The organism is Serratia inhibens, assembly GCF_003591175.1.
Classification (GTDB): domain Bacteria; phylum Pseudomonadota; class Gammaproteobacteria; order Enterobacterales; family Enterobacteriaceae; genus Serratia; species Serratia inhibens.
Genome location: NZ_QYYG01000005.1, coordinates 57,730 through 73,600 on the forward strand (window position 1 = coordinate 57,730; position 15,871 = coordinate 73,600).

A 15,871-nucleotide genomic window follows, 5' to 3' on the forward strand; every position below is an offset into this window, starting at 1 on the left:
AAGGTTGCGAGCCGCCGCGCATTTTGCATATTTTGATAGAATGCGGGCTGGAGGAGGAAGAGGGTGCTCATGGATCCTCTGTCTAACAACCAACGGGCGGGGCGAACCCCGCCGTTGGGTTGCCTTACCCTTCGGATTCGTAAGCCAAAATGGCCGCAACCTCCGTGTCTCCCAGTTTGATGTGCAGTTCACATAGCGAACCGCGAGTGATCCACATGAGCGCAATCAGCGTCATGCAGATAATCATCAGCCTCAGAACGACCCGTTCCTGCTGCATTTCTGACCTCCTTATCCTTGCCTTCCGGCGGGTAAGAGGCTAACCTGATGTTGTTTGGACATTCAGAGTGGCCTCGGGTTGATAATATCGACTCGGGGCCTTTCTCTTTCTATCCGTTGCTTATGCCCCGGAAAGAAAGATCCAGAGCACCCGCTACGCAGTCTATCCGATTATTCCCGAGGTTAAATTAGCCGTTCTGGCAAGGTTGCGAGCCGCCGCGCATTTTGCATATTTTGATAGAATGCGGGCTGGAGGAGGAAGAGGGTGCTCATGGATCCTCTGTCTAACAACCAACGGGCGGGGCGAACCCCGCCGTTGGGTTGCCTTACCCTTCGGATTCGTAAGCCAAAATGGCCGCAACCTCCGTGTCTCCCAGTTTGATGTGCAGTTCACATAGCGAACCGCGAGTGATCCACATGAGCGCAATCAGCGTCATGCAGATAATCATCAGCCTCAGAACGACCCGTTCCTGCTGCATTTCTGACCTCCTTATCCTTGCCTTCCGGCGGGTAAGAGGCTAACCTGATGTTGTTTGGACATTCAGAGTGGCCTCGGGTTGATAATATCGACTCGGGGCCTTTCTCTTTCTATCCGTTGCTTATGCCCCGGAAAGAAAGATCCAGAGCACCCGCTACGCAGTCTATCCGATTATTCCCGAGGTTAAATTAGCCGTTCTGGCAAGGCTGCGAGCCGCTGCGCATTTTGCTGCGGTACAAAAAGAAAAAGGGGCGATAATCATCGCCCCTGGGTAAGTGGGAGTAACGTCGTTACGCCGCTTCGGTATGCTGTTGGCGCTTAGACGGCGCTACCGGCTTTTCCGGCTTGTTGGCCGCCAGCGCATCCGGCTCGAAGTCATCTACGTTGATGGAACGCAGACGGCTCTCTTCGGCTTTCACCAGGATCTTCGCTTCATCGGCGCTGATCTTGCCCTCTTCCAGCGCACGCTGCGCTAGGCGATCCAACCGGGTAAACGGCAGGTTCTTGCCGCTTTCCTTGCACAGGCGCAGGTGAATCGGCTCGGCGGCAATGACGTCAGCCAGCGCGGCTTCCAGCAGGCCAACCGGGTTATGTTCGCTTGGCGTCAGGTACTGGCCACGTCCCAAACGGCTGCGGGTTGCGGACGGTTGCTGGATGATCTTGGCCAACTGGTGGTCCAGGCGATCAGAAGGTGCGGTATGCACGCGGCCGAACGGGAAGATCACGAAGCGCATCATGCCGGCGATAAAAGGGTTCGGGAAGTTGCGCAGCAGATCGTCCAACGCTTGTTCTGCCTGATGCAGACTGTCCTGCACACCCCAATGCACCAGCGGCAAATCTTCTTTCTGACGGCCTTCATCTTCAAAACGTTTCAGCGTCGCGGAAGCCAGGTACATCTGGCTGAGGATATCCCCCAGACGGGCGGAGATACGCTCGCGGCGTTTCAGGCTGCCGCCCAGCACGCCCATGGAGACGTCCGACAGCAGTGCCAGGTTCGCGCTCAGGCGGTTCAACTGTTGGTAGTAACGGCGTGTCGCATCTTTGGTTGGCGTGTTGCTGGTGCGGCCGTTGGTCAGGCCCAGCCAGAAGCTGCGTACCTTGCTGCTGCCCACGTGGCCCAGATGGCCGAACAGTGATTTGTCGAAGGCGTTCAGGTCATTGCTCTGCGCCGCCGCCATTTCATCCAGTACGTAGGGATGGCAGCGAATGGCGCCCTGGCCGAAGATCATCATGGTGCGGGTCAGGATATTGGCGCCTTCTACCGTGATGGCGATCGGTGCGCCCTGGTAGGCTCGGGCCAGGAAGTTGGATTTGCCCAGCATGATACCTTTACCGCCGGCGATATCCATTGCATCAATGATTGCCTGCTGACCTCTGTGGGTACAGTGGTATTTCACGATAGCTGACAGCACCGCCGGTTTCTCGCCCAGCATCAGGCCGCTGGTGATCAGCGTTGCCGCCGCATCCATCACATAGGTGTTACCGGCGATACGCGCCAACGGCTCTTCGATACCTTCCATCTTGCCGATAGAGATCTTGAACTGACGGCGGATATGGGCGTAAGCGCCAATGGCCAGCGCCATAGACTTCACGCTGCCGGTGGAGTTGGAAGGCAGCGTGATGCCGCGGCCTACCGACAGGCACTCAACCAGCATGCGCCAGCCCTGGCCGGCCATTTTTGGCCCGCCGATGATGTAATCGATAGGGACGAACACGTCGCTGCCGCGGGTTGGGCCGTTCTGGAACGGCACGTTCAGCGGGAAGTGGCGGTTGCCGATTTCAACGCCAGGGGTGCTGGTCGGGATCAGCGCACAGGTGATGCCCGGTGATTCGTTATCGCTCAGCAGGCGGTTCGGGTCATGCAGTTTGAACGCCAGGCCCAGCACGGTTGCGACCGGTGCCAGCGTGATATAGCGTTTGTTCCAGGTCAGGCGCATGCCCAATACCTGTTCGCCTTGCCACTCGCCCATGCAGACGGTGCCGACATCCGGAATAGCGCCGGCGTCTGAACCCGCTTCGGGGCTGGTCAGGGCGAAACAAGGGATCTCCTCGCCGCGCGCCAGGCCCGGCAGGTAGTGGTTTTTCTGTTCGTCAGTACCGTAGTGCTGCAGCAGTTCACCCGGGCCGAGGGAGTTCGGCACACCAACGGTGATCGCCAGAATACCGGAAACGCCGGACAGTTTTTGCAGCACGCGCGCCTGGGCATAAGGCGAGAATTCCAGGCCGCCGTATTCTTTCTTGATGATCATCGCAAAGAAGCGGTGTTCTTTCAGATAGGCCCACAGTTCCGGCGGCAAGTCGGCCAGTTCATGGGTAATCTGGAAATCGTTCGCCATGCGGCAGGCTTCTTCCACCGGACCGTCGATAAACGCTTGTTCTTCGGCGGTCAGCTGTGGTTTCGGGTAGTTATGCAGCTTGTTCCAGTCCGGTTGGCCGCGGAACAGATCGCCTTCCCACCAGGTGGTGCCGGCTTCGATAGCTTCTTTTTCGGTGGTGGACATCGGCGGCATGACTTTGCGGAACGCGCGCAGCGCCGGAGCGGACAGCATCGAACGGCGCAGGGACGTCAGGTTCAGCGGCAGCAGGACAATCGCCAGCGGCAGCAGCATCCAGAAGGTCCACAGGCCGATAATGCCCATGGCGGCGGTATATGCCAGCAGAATAAGGCTACTGAGGGTGAGGTTCACTCGGTGATAAAACACCACACCAATGAGTGCGAGTAAAACAACAATACTAAGAACCATCATAAGAAGCTCCGAAGTAGTAAGAGGTCTGACCTGTTGTATGTATGTAATAGGTTTTAGTACAACCCCATATTTTTATCAATGCATTTACAGTTTAATTACAACTTAAGTCACAAACTGAGCGCATCAATAGTCAAAAACCTCACCCGCACCTCAACCGGCGCGCTGTTTGATTCACAATGCTTCTCGGTTTTTCCCCGATCCGGTACACTGCGGAGCGGAAGATTGACGATAACAAGAGGTTCCTCATGTACCACGACCTTATTCGCAGTGAACTGAACGAAGCGGCCGATACCCTGGCGAAATTTATCAATGACGATGCCAATATCGACGCCATTCAACGCGCGGCAGTGCTGTTGGCCGATTCCTTTAAAGCAGGCGGGAAAGTGATTTCCTGTGGCAACGGCGGCTCACATTGTGACGCCATGCACTTTGCCGAAGAACTGACCGGTCGCTATCGCGAAAACCGCCCGGGCTATCCGGCGATTGCCATTTCCGATGTCAGCCACCTGTCTTGCGTCAGCAACGATTTCGGTTACGAATACGTGTTCTCACGTTACGTGGAAGCGGTAGGCCGCGAAGGCGACGTGTTGCTGGGCATTTCCACTTCGGGCAATTCGGGCAACATCATTAAAGCTATCGAAGCGGCGCGCGCCAAAGGGATGAAAGTGATCACCCTGACCGGCAAAGACGGCGGTAAAATGGCCGGCTCCGCAGATGTGGAAATCCGCGTACCGCATTTCGGGTACGCCGACCGTATTCAAGAGATCCATATCAAAGCGATTCACATCTTGATTCAGTTGATTGAAAAAGAGATGGTTAAGGCTTAATGGCTTCAGGGGGCATGCCGCCCCCCAGACATTTTGTAAGGGCGCCGCATGCTGCGCCCACATAGAACAGTGCCAGTGTGGTAAGGAGTGGCAAGCGATGTGTGAACTGCTCGGGATGAGCGCAAACGTACCGACCGATATCTGCTTTAGCTTTACCGGGCTGGTTCAGCGCGGTGGCCGTACCGGGCCACATAAAGATGGTTGGGGCATTACCTTCTATGAAGGTAACGGCTGCCGTACGTTTAAGGATCCCCAACCGAGTTTCGATTCGCCGATTGCCCGTCTGGTGCAGGAATACCCGATCAAATCCTGCGCGGTGGTATCGCACATCCGCCAGGCCAATCGCGGCGAAGTGGCGCTGGAAAATACCCACCCGTTTACCCGCGAGCTATGGGGCCGTAACTGGACCTACGCGCATAATGGTCAGTTGAAAGGCTATCGTCAGTTGGAAACCGGCACCTTCCGCCCGGTGGGCCAGACTGACAGCGAATATGCTTTCTGCTGGCTACTGCATCAACTTTCCCTGAAATACCCGCGCACCCCGAGCCGTTGGCCGCCGGTATTCCGCTATATCGCACTGCTGGCGGATCAACTGCGCAAGAAAGGGGTATTCAATATGTTGCTGTCGGACGGGCGTTTTGTCATGGCCTACTGCTCCACCAACTTATATTGGATCACCCGCCGCGCGCCGTTTGGCAAAGCCACGTTGCTCGATCAGGATGTGGAGATTGATTTTCAGCAGCAGACCACACCCAACGATGTGGTCACGGTGATTGCTACCCAGCCGCTGACGGCGAATGAAACCTGGCACAAGATTGCGCCAGGCGAGTTCGCATTATTTCACTTCGGTGAGCGGCTTGGTTTGAGCGAAGGGGTTGGTGCTGACAGCGGGAGCCGTTGACGCGTATTGCGTCATCTGGCTGGTGCTCATGACCGGCTGACCCAGTACGTACTGGCCATTGGCGACGCTGACCATCGGCGGCTGATGATTCTTGACGAAGTAGTCATAGCCTGGTTTCAACTGGTTCCAGAAGGCGATATCGCTGGAGGAGCGGTGACGTTTCAGGTTTTGATCGGTCATGCGGAACGGATAGATGCTGATATCGATCCGGCTCTGGCCATAAGCGAATGCGGCTTCCACGTAGCGGTAAATCTCATCCATATAGGTGTTGGTCATTGCGTAACAACCAATCGATTTACATTCACCGTGGATCATCAGATAAGCGCCGGAATAACCCTGCGATTTGTCGTAATCGTTCGGGAAACCGATATTTATTGCACGATAATATTTGCTGTCGGGTTTCAGATGGCGTGAGTCGACGCTATAAAAACCTTCCGGGCTTTTAAAGTCACCTTCACGGCGTTTCGGGCCGAGTCCGCCGGAAAAATTACAGATGCGGAAGGAGTTCACCAGACGGAATTCGTTGCCCATTTTGGCATACAATTCCAGCGTGCGTTCTTCTTTGAAGATCTGAATATAGACCGGTGAACCTACTAATTGCTGTTTAACTACCGGTGCCTCGGGAACCTGCTCGCTGGCGCTGCAGGCCGTGATCATCGGCATAGAAAAAAGCATCGCAAACAACAGCGCGATTTTGCTCATTATTATTCCTGCTTATATTTATCTGCTGGCTCAATGAACTCGGCCAACATGCCACTGATTATTGTTTTACTGCTTTAAAACACCGCCAGATTACCAGTGTGTTTTTTTTTAGCAATATGCGATGTGTATAAAAAAACCACAAACTTCGATAAAAGTGAATCGACAGGCAGATTTTAACGATCGGTGGTGTAAAACAGCAGACATTTAATTGCATTTGCTTGACTCAGGTCACTGCTCAACGCAGAACAAAGTGGTGAAAAATGTTAATATTCCGGCTCCGGTTAACCTGTTGTTGCCGATGCAGAAGCGGGCCTTGATCTTATATCCATGGCGATAACATGGGCTTTGTGGCAACAAAGTATTAACAGCGTTTTTTTGTGGTGCAAGACGGTTTGTCGTGCAAAACCAGGCAGACGGGAGTCAATCAAGGGAATGTGCGTAACCCCATTTTGTCAGCGCGAAAGAATTCATGTTGAGCGTGATGCCGTTGCGCTTAACCCGGAGGCTGCTGATGCAGTCTCATCATCCAGGCATCGTCAGCACCAGCCTCTGGGGCCGGTAAGACGTGTAAACCTAGTCAACATCGTATAAATCCTATGATTAAAATCAGAAAAGGGTTAGATCTGCCCATTGCCGGAGCTCCGGTTCAGGCGATTCAGGACGGCCCACCAGTTCAGCATGTTGCCCTGCTTGGGGAAGAATACGTCGGCATGCGCCCTTCCATGTTAGTGCAGGAAGGCGATGCCGTTAAGAAAGGCCAGGCGCTGTTCGAAGATAAAAAGAACCCCGGGGTTTTCTTCACGGCTCCCGCCAGCGGCCGCATCGCGGCAATCAACCGTGGCGAGCGCCGGGTGTTGCAGTCCGTGGTTATTGCGATAGAAAACGGCGGAGATGAGCAACTTGAGTTCGCTCATTATCCGGTAGCCGAATTGTCGGAACTGCCGCGAGAGCAGGTTGAAGGTGAGCTGATCGCCAGCGGCCTGTGGACCGCGCTGCGCACCCGCCCCTTCAGTAAAACGCCGCGTCCCGGCACCACCCCGCGCGCCATCTTCGTGACCGCCATGGACAGCCAGCCGTTGGCCGCCGATCCGCAGGTGATCATTGCCGGGCAACGGGAAGCCTTTAACGCCGGGCTGGCGGTGTTGGCGCGCCTGACCGACGGCAAGCTGCACGTTTGCCACGCCGCAGGTGCGAATCTGGGCAAACAGCCTGGTGCGCAGATAACCTACAACGAATTCGCCGGCCCGCATCCCGCCGGGCTGGTGGGCACCCATATTCACTTCCTCGAACCGGTCAGTTTGAAAAAAACCGTCTGGCATATCGGCTATCAGGACGTCATCGCCATCGGCACGCTGTTCACCACCGGTCATCTCGACACCCGTCGGGTGGTGGCGCTGGCCGGGCCGCAGGTAGAACAGCCGGCGCTGCTGCGTACCCGGTTGGGCGCCAGCATTGAGCAACTGACCGCCGGCCGCCTTAAAAGCGGTGAGAACCGGGTGATTTCCGGTTCGGTGCTGAGCGGCACTCATGTCGCCGGCCCGAATGCGTATCTCGGCCGTTTTCACTCGCAGGTTTGCGTGCTGCAGGAAGGGCGTGATAAACAGCTGTTCGGCTGGATCGCACCTTCACCGGACAAATTCTCCATTACCCGCACCACGCTGGGCCACTTCCTGAAAAATAAGCTGTTCGCCTTCTCGACCACCACCCATGGCGGCGAGCGTGCAATGGTCCCGATCGGCAACTACGAACGGGTGATGCCGCTGGACATTCTGCCGACTCTGCTACTGCGCGATCTGCTGGCGGGCGATACCGACAGCGCGCAGGCGCTGGGTTGCCTGGAGCTGGATGAGGAAGATCTGGCGCTGTGCACTTTCGTTTGTCCGGGCAAGTATGAATATGCGCCGGTGCTGCGCGACGTGCTGACCAAGATTGAGCAGGAAGGATAACCGATGGGCCTGAAGAACTTTTTTGACAAGATCGAGCATCACTTCACGCCGGGCGGCAAGCTGGAAAAGTGGTACCCGCTGTTCGAAGCGACCACCACGGTGTTTTACACCCCCGGTCTGGTGACGCGCGGCGCTTCGCACGTGCGCGACGCCATCGATCTGAAACGCATGATGATCCTGGTATGGCTGGCGGTGTTCCCGGCGATGTTCTGGGGCATGTACAACGTCGGCCAGCAGGCCATTCCGGCGCTGCACCATCTGTACAGCGGCGATCAACTGCAGCAGGTGCTGGCGGGCGACTGGCATTACCGGCTGGCGCAGTGGCTGGGGGCGTCGCTGGCGGCGGATGCCGGCTGGGCCAGCAAGATGGTGCTTGGCGCCTGCTACTTTATGCCGATCTACGCCGTGGTGTTTCTCGTCGGCGGTTTCTGGGAAGTGCTGTTCGCGGTCATCCGCAAGCATGAGATTAACGAAGGTTTCTTCGTCACCTCGATTTTGTTTGCGCTGATTGTGCCGCCAACGCTACCGCTGTGGCAGGCGGCGCTCGGCATCAGCTTCGGCGTGGTGGTGGCGAAAGAGATTTTCGGCGGCACCGGGCGCAATTTCCTCAACCCGGCGCTGGCGGGGCGCGCTTTCTTGTTCTTCGCCTATCCGGCGCAGATCTCCGGTGACCTGGTGTGGACCGCCGCCGACGGTTTCTCCGGTGCGACGCCCTTGGCGCAGTGGAGCGTGGGTGGAGCGCACAGCCTGAGCAACCTGGCCACTGGCCAGTCAATCAGTTGGATGGACGCTTTCCTCGGCAACATCCCCGGCTCGGTCGGTGAGGTTTCCACGCTGATGATCCTGATCGGCGGTGCGATTATCCTGTTTGGCCGCGTGGCCTCCTGGCGTATTGTCGCCGGCGTGATGCTCGGCATGATGGCCACCGCCTTCCTGTTCAACAGCATCGGCTCTGCCACCAATCCGCTGTTCGCCATGCCGTGGTATTGGCATCTGGTGTTGGGCGGCTTTGCCTTCGGCATGATCTTTATGGCCACCGACCCGGTTTCCGCCGCCTTTACCAACAAGGGAAAGTGGTGGTACGGCATCCTGATTGGCGTGATGTGCGTGTTGATCCGGGTGGTCAACCCGGCCTACCCGGAAGGCATGATGCTGGCGATCCTGTTCGCCAATCTGTTCGCACCGCTGTTCGATTATCTGGTGGTGCAGGCCAACATCAAGCGGAGAAAAGCCCGTGGCGAATGAAGCTAAAAACGACACTATCGGCAAAACGCTGCTGGTGGTACTGCTGCTGTGTCTGGTGTGTTCGGTGGTGGTGGCGGGTTCCGCCGTCGGCCTCAAGTCCAAACAGCAGGAGCAAAAGCTGCTCGACAAGCAGCGCAATATCCTCGACGTAGCCGGCCTGTTGCAGCCGAAGATGGAAGGTGAGCAGGTCAAGGCGTTGTTCACCCAGCGCATCGAACCGCGCTTGCTGGATTTGAACAGCGGTGAGTTCGTGGCGGGCAATGCGGCGGCGTTCGATCTGGCCGCTGCGCTGCGTGACGATGCCAAAAGCGTCGCCTTGCCGGCAGGTGAAGATCCGGCTGGCATCAAACGCCGCAGCAACCGGGCGGAAATCTATCTGGTTCGCGATAACGGCGGGGCGGTGAACCAAATCGTGCTGCCGGTCTACGGCACCGGCCTATGGTCGATGATGTACGCTTTTGTGGCGCTGGACAGCGACGGCAATACGGTGAAAGGCATCACTTATTACGATCAGGGGGAAACCCCGGGCCTGGGCGGTGAAGTTGAGAATGCCGGTTGGCGTCAGCAGTGGATCGGCAAAAAGCTGTTTGATAACGACGGCAAGCCGGCGATCCGCGTGGTGAAAGGCGGGGCGCGTCAAGGGGATGAGCACGGGGTGGACGGTTTGTCCGGCGCCACGCTGACCTCCAACGGCGTGCAGCACACTTTTGATTTCTGGTTGGGCGAGCAAGGTTTTGGCCCATTCCTGCAAAAAGTCCGTGAAGGAGCGCTGAAAAATGGCTGATTCCAAAGAGATTAAGCGGGTCCTGCTCGGGCCGCTGTTTGATAACAACCCTATAGCCTTGCAGGTGCTCGGGGTGTGTTCCGCGTTGGCGGTGACCACCAAGCTGGAAACGGCGGTGGTGATGACCATCGCGGTGACCCTGGTCACGGCGTTCTCCAGCTTCTTTATTTCCCTGATCCGTCACCATATTCCGAACAGCGTGCGCATCATCGTGCAGATGGCGATTATCGCCTCGCTGGTGATTGTGGTCGATCAGCTGCTGCGCGCTTATGCGTTCGAGATTTCCAAGCAGCTGTCGGTGTTTGTCGGCCTGATCATCACCAACTGTATCGTGATGGGGCGTGCCGAAGCCTACGCCATGAAGTCGCCGCCTATTGAAAGCTTTATGGACGGTATCGGCAACGGGCTGGGTTATGGGGTGATCCTGGTGCTGGTCGGTTTCCTGCGCGAGCTGATTGGCTCGGGCAAGCTGTTTGGCATTCCGGTGCTGGATACGGTGCAGAACGGCGGCTGGTATCAGCCGAACGGCCTGTTCCTGCTGGCGCCGAGCGCGTTCTTTATCATCGGCCTGCTGATTTGGGTGCTGCGCACCCTGAAGCCCGCACAGATCGAAAAGGAGTAACGGCCGATGGAACATTATATCAGCCTGTTTGTGCGCGCGGTGTTCGTTGAGAACATGGCGTTGGCGTTCTTCCTGGGGATGTGCACCTTCCTGGCGGTGTCGAAGAAGGTGTCGACCGCCTTCGGTCTGGGCATCGCCGTGACCATAGTGCTCGGCATCTCGGTGCCGGCGAACAATCTGGTCTACAACCTGGTGCTGCGCGATGGCGCGTTGATGGAAGGCGTCGATCTGAGCTTCCTCAACTTCATTACCTTTATCGGCGTGATCGCGGCGCTGGTGCAGATTTTGGAGATGATCCTCGATCGCTTTTTCCCGTCGTTGTACAACGCACTCGGCATTTTCCTGCCCTTGATCACCGTGAACTGCGCCATTTTCGGCGGCGTGTCCTTTATGGTGCAACGCGACTACAACTTTGCAGAATCGGTGGTGTACGGCTTCGGTTCCGGCACCGGCTGGATGCTGGCGATTGTCGCGATGGCGGGGATCCGCGAAAAACTCAAGTATGCCAACGTCCCCGCAGGGCTGCGCGGTCTGGGCATTACCTTTATCACCACCGGGCTGATGGCGTTGGGCTTTATGTCCTTCTCCGGTGTTCAGTTGTAAAGGCGGGAAGAATCTATGGAAATTATTTTAGGCGTCGCGATGTTTACCGGCATCGTTATGGTGCTGGTACTGCTGATCCTGTTCGCTAAATCAAAGCTGGTGAACACCGGTGACATTGCGGTGGAAGTTAACGGCGATCAGGGCAAGAGTTTTAATGCGCCGGCGGGCGACAAGCTGTTGAACATGCTCTCCAGCCAGGGGATCTTCGTGTCCTCGGCCTGCGGCGGTGGCGGCTCCTGCGGCCAGTGCCGGGTGGTGATTAAAGAGGGCGGCGGCGATATCCTGCCGACCGAACTTTCGCACATCAACAAGCGCGAAGCGAAAGAAGGCTGCCGTCTGGCTTGTCAGGTGAACGTGAAGCAGAACCTGAAAATCGAGCTGCCGGAAGAAATTTTCGGCGTGAAGAAGTGGGAGTGCGAGGTTATCTCCAATGATAACAAAGCCACCTTTATCAAAGAGCTGAAGCTGAAAATTCCCGATGGCGAAGACGTACCGTTCCGCGCCGGCGGGTTTATCCAGATCGAAGCGCCGGCCCATGACATCAGCTATGCCGATTTTGACGTGCCGGAGGAGTACCGCGGCGACTGGGACAAGTTCAACCTGTTCCGCTACCGCTCGGCGGTGAACGACACCACGGTACGCGCTTACTCAATGGCGAACTACCCGGATGAAAAGGGCATCATCATGCTCAACGTGCGTATCGCCACACCGCCGCCGCGTGCGCCGGACGTGCCGCCGGGCATTATGTCCTCTTATATCTGGTCGCTGAAGGCCGGCGACAAGGTGACTATCTCCGGGCCGTTCGGCGAGTTCTTCGCCAAAGATACCGACGCCGAAATGATCTTTATCGGCGGTGGTGCCGGCATGGCGCCGATGCGCTCGCATATCTTCGACCAGCTTAATCGCTTGAACTCGAAGCGCAAAATCACCTTCTGGTACGGCGCGCGTTCGCTGCGTGAAATGTTCTATGAGGATGATTTCAATCGGTTGCAGGCGGAGAATGAAAACTTCACCTGGCACGTGGCGCTTTCCGATCCCCAGCCTGAGGATAACTGGACCGGCTACACCGGCTTTATCCATAATGTTCTGCTGGAGAACTATCTGAAGCACCACCCGGCGCCGGAAGACTGCGAGTTTTATATGTGTGGCCCGCCGATGATGAACGCTGCGGTGATCAAGATGCTGAAAGATCTGGGTGTCGAAGATGAAAATATCATGCTGGATGATTTTGGTGGCTAAATGCGCGTAGGGGCAATGAAGGGCTGGATGACGGCGGTGGCACTGGGTGCCACGTTGTTATTGACCGGTTGCGGGCCGGAGCAGGTGAATCTCGATGGCAAAACCATGGGGACGTCTTATTCGATCCGTTATGTCACCGGTGACGACACGCCGTCGGCGGCCAGAATACAGGCGGAGATCGACAAACGCCTGGAGTTGGTGAACGATCAAATGTCCACCTACCGGCCGGGCTCGGAGCTGAGCCGCTTCAACGCCAGCCGCGAGGTGGGCAAACCCTTCCCGGTATCGGCAGCGACGACCGAAGTGGTGCTGGAGGCGCTGCGCATCAACCGCGTGACCGACGGCGCGCTGGACGTGACTGTCGGGCCGCTGGTCAATCTGTGGGGCTTTGGCCCGGAAGGGCGACCGGACAAGGTGCCGAGCGCTGCCGCACTGGAACAACGCCGCGCCTGGACCGGCATCGACAAACTGTCGGTACAGGGCAACGCGCTGGTGAAACACATTCCGGAACTGTATGTCGATCTCTCGTCCATTGCCAAAGGCTATGGCGTGGATGTGATTGCTCAGTACCTGCAATCGCAGCAGGTGAAAAACTACATGGTGGATATCGGCGGTGAGGTGCGCACCCGCGGCCACAACGGCGAGAAAAAACCGTGGCGTATCGCCATTGAACGGCCGACGGCCGGCGTGGAGCAAAAAGCGCAGTTGGTGATCCAACCGGGGGAGATGTCCATCGCCACCTCTGGGGATTACCGCAACTACTTTGAGCAAGACGGCGTGCGCTACTCGCACACCATAGATCCGATCACCGGCCGGCCGATCCATCATCATCTGGTTTCGGTCACCGTACTGAGCCCGACCTGCATGGCCGCCGACGGCCTGTCGACCGGGCTGAACGTGTTGGGGCCGGAGCGCGGTATGGCGTTGGCCAACCTGATGGGGATCCCGGTATTCATGATTGTGAAAACCGCCAACGGATTTGAAGAGCGCTACTCTGAGGCGTTCAAACCCTATCTGAAAAAGATCTTATGAGGCCGCTATGTTGACGGTATTTATCGCCACCTTCGTGCTGTTTCTGCTGGTTATCGGCGGCATGTCGCTGGGCTATGTGTTCAAACGCAAGAGCCTGCAAGGCAGTTGCGGCGGCATCACTTCGTTGGGGATGGAAAAGGTCTGTGACTGCCCGGAGCCTTGTGATGCGCGCAAGAAGCGTGAAGCCAAAGAGGCGCTGCGGCGACAACAGTTGGAAAAACACCGGATCATCTGAATACGAGGGGCGCACGTGGCGCCCCTTTCTCTATCGGTTATTTGGCCTTGCGGAAGTCTTTCGCTTCGGCCGGCGAGTTGACCATCACCCCGTCTGCCCCCAGCGCCAGTGCCTGCTGGTACTCCGCCGCTGAATTGACGCCGAACAAAATGATATGCGCCGGGCCTTGCGAACGGAAACAGTCGATCGACTCTTTATCCCAGATCAGAAACGCTTTCGAGCGCCCTTCGCCCAGAGTGTATTTCTCCACCACTTCCACTTCACGTTTCAGCTCCAGCCCGTACCAGCGCGGTTGCTGATTATCCGCTTTTAATTCGCACTGGTGCGCCATGGTGATATTGGCCAGCAAGGTACGGGTTTCGTCGCGGCTTTCAAAGCGTTTGATCTGCGGCGGCAGCGCTTGCAGGTATTTGGCATCGGTAGAATACACGCGGGTGCGGTTCAGGCTGCCGGCCTTCTCCAGCGTCACCAGCAGCGCTTTGCCAAATTGCACCGGATCGGCGTCCGGCGATTTGATATCCAGATAGAAGGTTACCTTGGGGAAAGCGTCCAGGATCTCATCCAGGCGCGGGATCCCGATGCCTTTGCCGCGAAACGGATGAGTTTCACCCTTTGCGAATGACCAGCCGGCATCCACTTTGGCCAGTTGATCGGCGGTATAGGCGGAGACCGGCCCCTGCTCGTTGGTCAAGGCTTTGAGATCGGAAGGGCGGTACAACAGGATCGCGCCGTCTTTAGATTGTTGTAACGTGATCCAAATGGCGTCGGCGCCATTTTTCAGTGCGGTTTCAATGGCGATGCGGGTGTTTTCCGGCGCGTCAGCGGTGCCGCCGCGGTGGGCGATAATGGCTGGAGCATGGCCGACAGTGGCACTTGCCGCCAGCGAAACCAGCGACAGCGTGGAAGCCAACAGCAAATGGGAAAACCTGATCATGCGGGATACCTTTTATGCTATACCCACCGTCTTTCAAGCCGCAGCCTTGTGAGCTGCTACATGAAATCCATAGGGTATAAGGATGAGAGAGCCTGAGTCAGCGGAAATCATACTATTGAAAAATTAAGTTTTTTTAACAACGCGCAAATATCTGGTGCAAACGCCGCTTTCTCCATGCCACCGAGTCTTGAGCTTTCGATTATTGGCTGTATACTTATACAGTATTATTGGAGGCGCGATGCGTAAAATCATTCATGTCGATATGGACTGCTTCTTCGCGGCGGTAGAAATGCGCGACGATCCCAGCCTGCGCGATATTCCGTTGGCGATCGGCGGCAGTGCCGACCGGCGCGGGGTGATCAGCACCGCCAACTACCCCGCACGCCGCTATGGCGTGCACAGCGCCATGTCGACTGCGATGGCGTTTAAACTGTGCCCGCACCTCAGGTTGTTGCCAGGCCGCATGGCGGCGTACAAGGAAGCCTCGCTGCACATTCGCGAAATCTTTGCCCGCTACACCCCGCTGATTGAACCGCTGTCGTTGGACGAAGCCTATCTGGATGTGACCGACTGCACCCAGTGCAACGGCTCGGCGACGCTGATCGCCCAGGAAATCCGCCAGGCGATTGCCGAAGAGCTTAACCTCACGGCCTCTGCGGGCGTCGCGCCGATCAAGTTCCTCGCCAAAATTGCCTCAGAGCTGAACAAACCGAACGGACAATACGTCATCACGCCGGCGCAGGTGCCGGATTTTTTGCGGCAATTGCCCCTGAGTAAAATCCCCGGCGTGGGCAAAGTGACCGCCAAACGGTTGGAAGAAGTGGGGTTGATCACCTGCGCCGACGTGCAGCAGTACGATCTGGCGCTGCTGCTCAAGCGCTTCGGCAAATTTGGCCGGGTACTGTGGGAGCGCTGCCAGGGAATAGATCTGCGCGAAGTTTCGTCGGAAAGGCTGCGTAAATCTGTGGGGGTGGAACGCACGCTGGCGGAAGACATTCATGATTGGGAAGACTGCGAGGCGCTGATCGTCGACAAGCTCTATCCCGAGCTGGAAATGCGGCTGCGCAAGGTGAAACCGGATCTGCATATCGCGCGCCAGGGCGTGAAGCTGAAGTTTCAGGATTTTCAGCAGACCACTCAGGAACACGTTTGGCCGGTGCTGAATAAAGAAGATTTGCTCAACGTGGCGCGGCAGGCGTGGCGTGAACGGCGAGAAGGCCGTGGCGTGCGGTTGGTCGGCTTGCACGTAACGCTGCTGGATCCGCAGCTTGAGCGGCAACTGCTGCTGCCGTGGGAGTAA

16 protein-coding genes are annotated in these 15,871 nt (G+C 57.1%); 11 read left to right on the plus strand and 5 right to left on the minus strand.

Annotated elements, in window-relative coordinates; genetic code table 11:
• Positions 1 to 124: 124 nt before the first annotated feature.
• The 3 genes from D4100_RS16300 to fadE all read right to left on the minus strand — a co-directional run bounded on the left by D4100_RS16300 (position 125) and on the right by fadE (position 3,501).
• Positions 125 to 277 (minus strand): Hok/Gef family protein, encoded by a 153-nt coding sequence (locus D4100_RS16300; RefSeq protein WP_065505917.1) that lies wholly within the window; start codon positions 275 to 277, stop codon positions 125 to 127.
• A 325-nt stretch (positions 278 to 602) separates the two neighbouring features.
• Positions 603 to 755, minus strand: coding sequence for a Hok/Gef family protein (locus D4100_RS16305; protein ID WP_065505917.1), 153 nt, complete (start codon positions 753 to 755; stop codon positions 603 to 605).
• Positions 756 to 1,044: 289 nt separating this feature from the next.
• On the minus strand, positions 1,045 to 3,501 hold the full coding sequence (gene fadE / locus D4100_RS16310) for an acyl-CoA dehydrogenase FadE (protein ID WP_119804785.1): 2,457 nt from the start codon (positions 3,499 to 3,501) through the stop codon (positions 1,045 to 1,047).
• Between the two features lie 245 nt (positions 3,502 to 3,746).
• Between fadE and lpcA the strand changes: the two genes are divergently transcribed.
• The gene (gene lpcA, locus D4100_RS16315; RefSeq protein ID WP_004949058.1) at positions 3,747 to 4,328 is read left to right on the plus strand and encodes a D-sedoheptulose 7-phosphate isomerase; all 582 of its coding nucleotides are present in this window, start codon (positions 3,747 to 3,749) and stop codon (positions 4,326 to 4,328) included.
• 97 nt (positions 4,329 to 4,425) lie between these two features.
• Positions 4,426 to 5,229 carry a class II glutamine amidotransferase gene (locus tag D4100_RS16320; protein WP_006321324.1) on the plus strand — a complete coding sequence of 268 codons (804 nt, stop codon included), beginning with the start codon at positions 4,426 to 4,428 and terminating at the stop codon, positions 5,227 to 5,229.
• Here the strand turns inward: D4100_RS16320 and dpaA are convergent.
• Complete coding sequence (dpaA, locus tag D4100_RS16325; RefSeq protein ID WP_006321323.1) at positions 5,164 to 5,931, minus strand: peptidoglycan meso-diaminopimelic acid protein amidase; 768 nt, start codon at positions 5,929 to 5,931, stop codon at positions 5,164 to 5,166. The two genes, D4100_RS16320 and dpaA, sit on opposite strands and share 66 nt — an antisense overlap.
• 596 nt (positions 5,932 to 6,527) lie before the next feature.
• Here dpaA and D4100_RS16330 point away from each other — a divergent pair.
• From D4100_RS16330 to nqrM, 8 genes are read left to right on the plus strand one after another with little or no spacing between them, the layout of a single operon-like run.
• Positions 6,528 to 7,877, plus strand: coding sequence for a Na(+)-translocating NADH-quinone reductase subunit A (locus D4100_RS16330; protein WP_006321322.1), 1,350 nt, complete (start codon positions 6,528 to 6,530; stop codon positions 7,875 to 7,877).
• Between the two features lie 3 nt (positions 7,878 to 7,880).
• Positions 7,881 to 9,122, plus strand: coding sequence for an NADH:ubiquinone reductase (Na(+)-transporting) subunit B (locus D4100_RS16335; RefSeq protein WP_006321321.1), 1,242 nt, complete (start codon positions 7,881 to 7,883; stop codon positions 9,120 to 9,122).
• Positions 9,112 to 9,906 (plus strand): Na(+)-translocating NADH-quinone reductase subunit C, encoded by a 795-nt coding sequence (locus tag D4100_RS16340; protein ID WP_006321320.1) that lies wholly within the window; start codon positions 9,112 to 9,114, stop codon positions 9,904 to 9,906. The genes D4100_RS16335 and D4100_RS16340 overlap by 11 nt, the downstream gene beginning before the upstream one ends.
• Positions 9,899 to 10,528, plus strand: coding sequence for an NADH:ubiquinone reductase (Na(+)-transporting) subunit D (locus tag D4100_RS16345; RefSeq protein WP_004949071.1), 630 nt, complete (start codon positions 9,899 to 9,901; stop codon positions 10,526 to 10,528). The genes D4100_RS16340 and D4100_RS16345 overlap by 8 nt, the downstream gene beginning before the upstream one ends.
• A gap of 6 nt (positions 10,529 to 10,534) precedes the next feature.
• A complete protein-coding gene (gene nqrE, locus D4100_RS16350) occupies positions 10,535 to 11,131 on the plus strand; it encodes an NADH:ubiquinone reductase (Na(+)-transporting) subunit E (protein ID WP_004949072.1) in 597 nt (198 codons plus the stop codon).
• A gap of 15 nt (positions 11,132 to 11,146) precedes the next feature.
• Positions 11,147 to 12,370, plus strand: coding sequence for an NADH:ubiquinone reductase (Na(+)-transporting) subunit F (gene nqrF / locus D4100_RS16355; RefSeq protein WP_006321304.1), 1,224 nt, complete (start codon positions 11,147 to 11,149; stop codon positions 12,368 to 12,370).
• Positions 12,371 to 13,402 carry an FAD:protein FMN transferase gene (locus D4100_RS16360; protein ID WP_043912979.1) on the plus strand — a complete coding sequence of 344 codons (1,032 nt, stop codon included), beginning with the start codon at positions 12,371 to 12,373 and terminating at the stop codon, positions 13,400 to 13,402. It abuts the gene before it with no gap.
• Positions 13,403 to 13,409: 7 nt separating this feature from the next.
• Positions 13,410 to 13,637 (plus strand): (Na+)-NQR maturation NqrM, encoded by a 228-nt coding sequence (gene nqrM, locus D4100_RS16365; protein WP_006321302.1) that lies wholly within the window; start codon positions 13,410 to 13,412, stop codon positions 13,635 to 13,637.
• Between the two features lie 37 nt (positions 13,638 to 13,674).
• Here nqrM and D4100_RS16370 read toward each other — a convergent pair whose 3' ends face one another.
• Entirely contained in the window at positions 13,675 to 14,571 is an 897-nt protein-coding gene (locus D4100_RS16370; RefSeq protein ID WP_006321301.1) for a glycerophosphodiester phosphodiesterase family protein, read from the minus strand.
• A gap of 238 nt (positions 14,572 to 14,809) precedes the next feature.
• Here D4100_RS16370 and dinB point away from each other — a divergent pair, with 238 nt between their 5' ends.
• On the plus strand, positions 14,810 to 15,871 hold the full coding sequence (gene dinB, locus D4100_RS16375; RefSeq protein ID WP_006321300.1) for a DNA polymerase IV: 1,062 nt from the start codon (positions 14,810 to 14,812) through the stop codon (positions 15,869 to 15,871).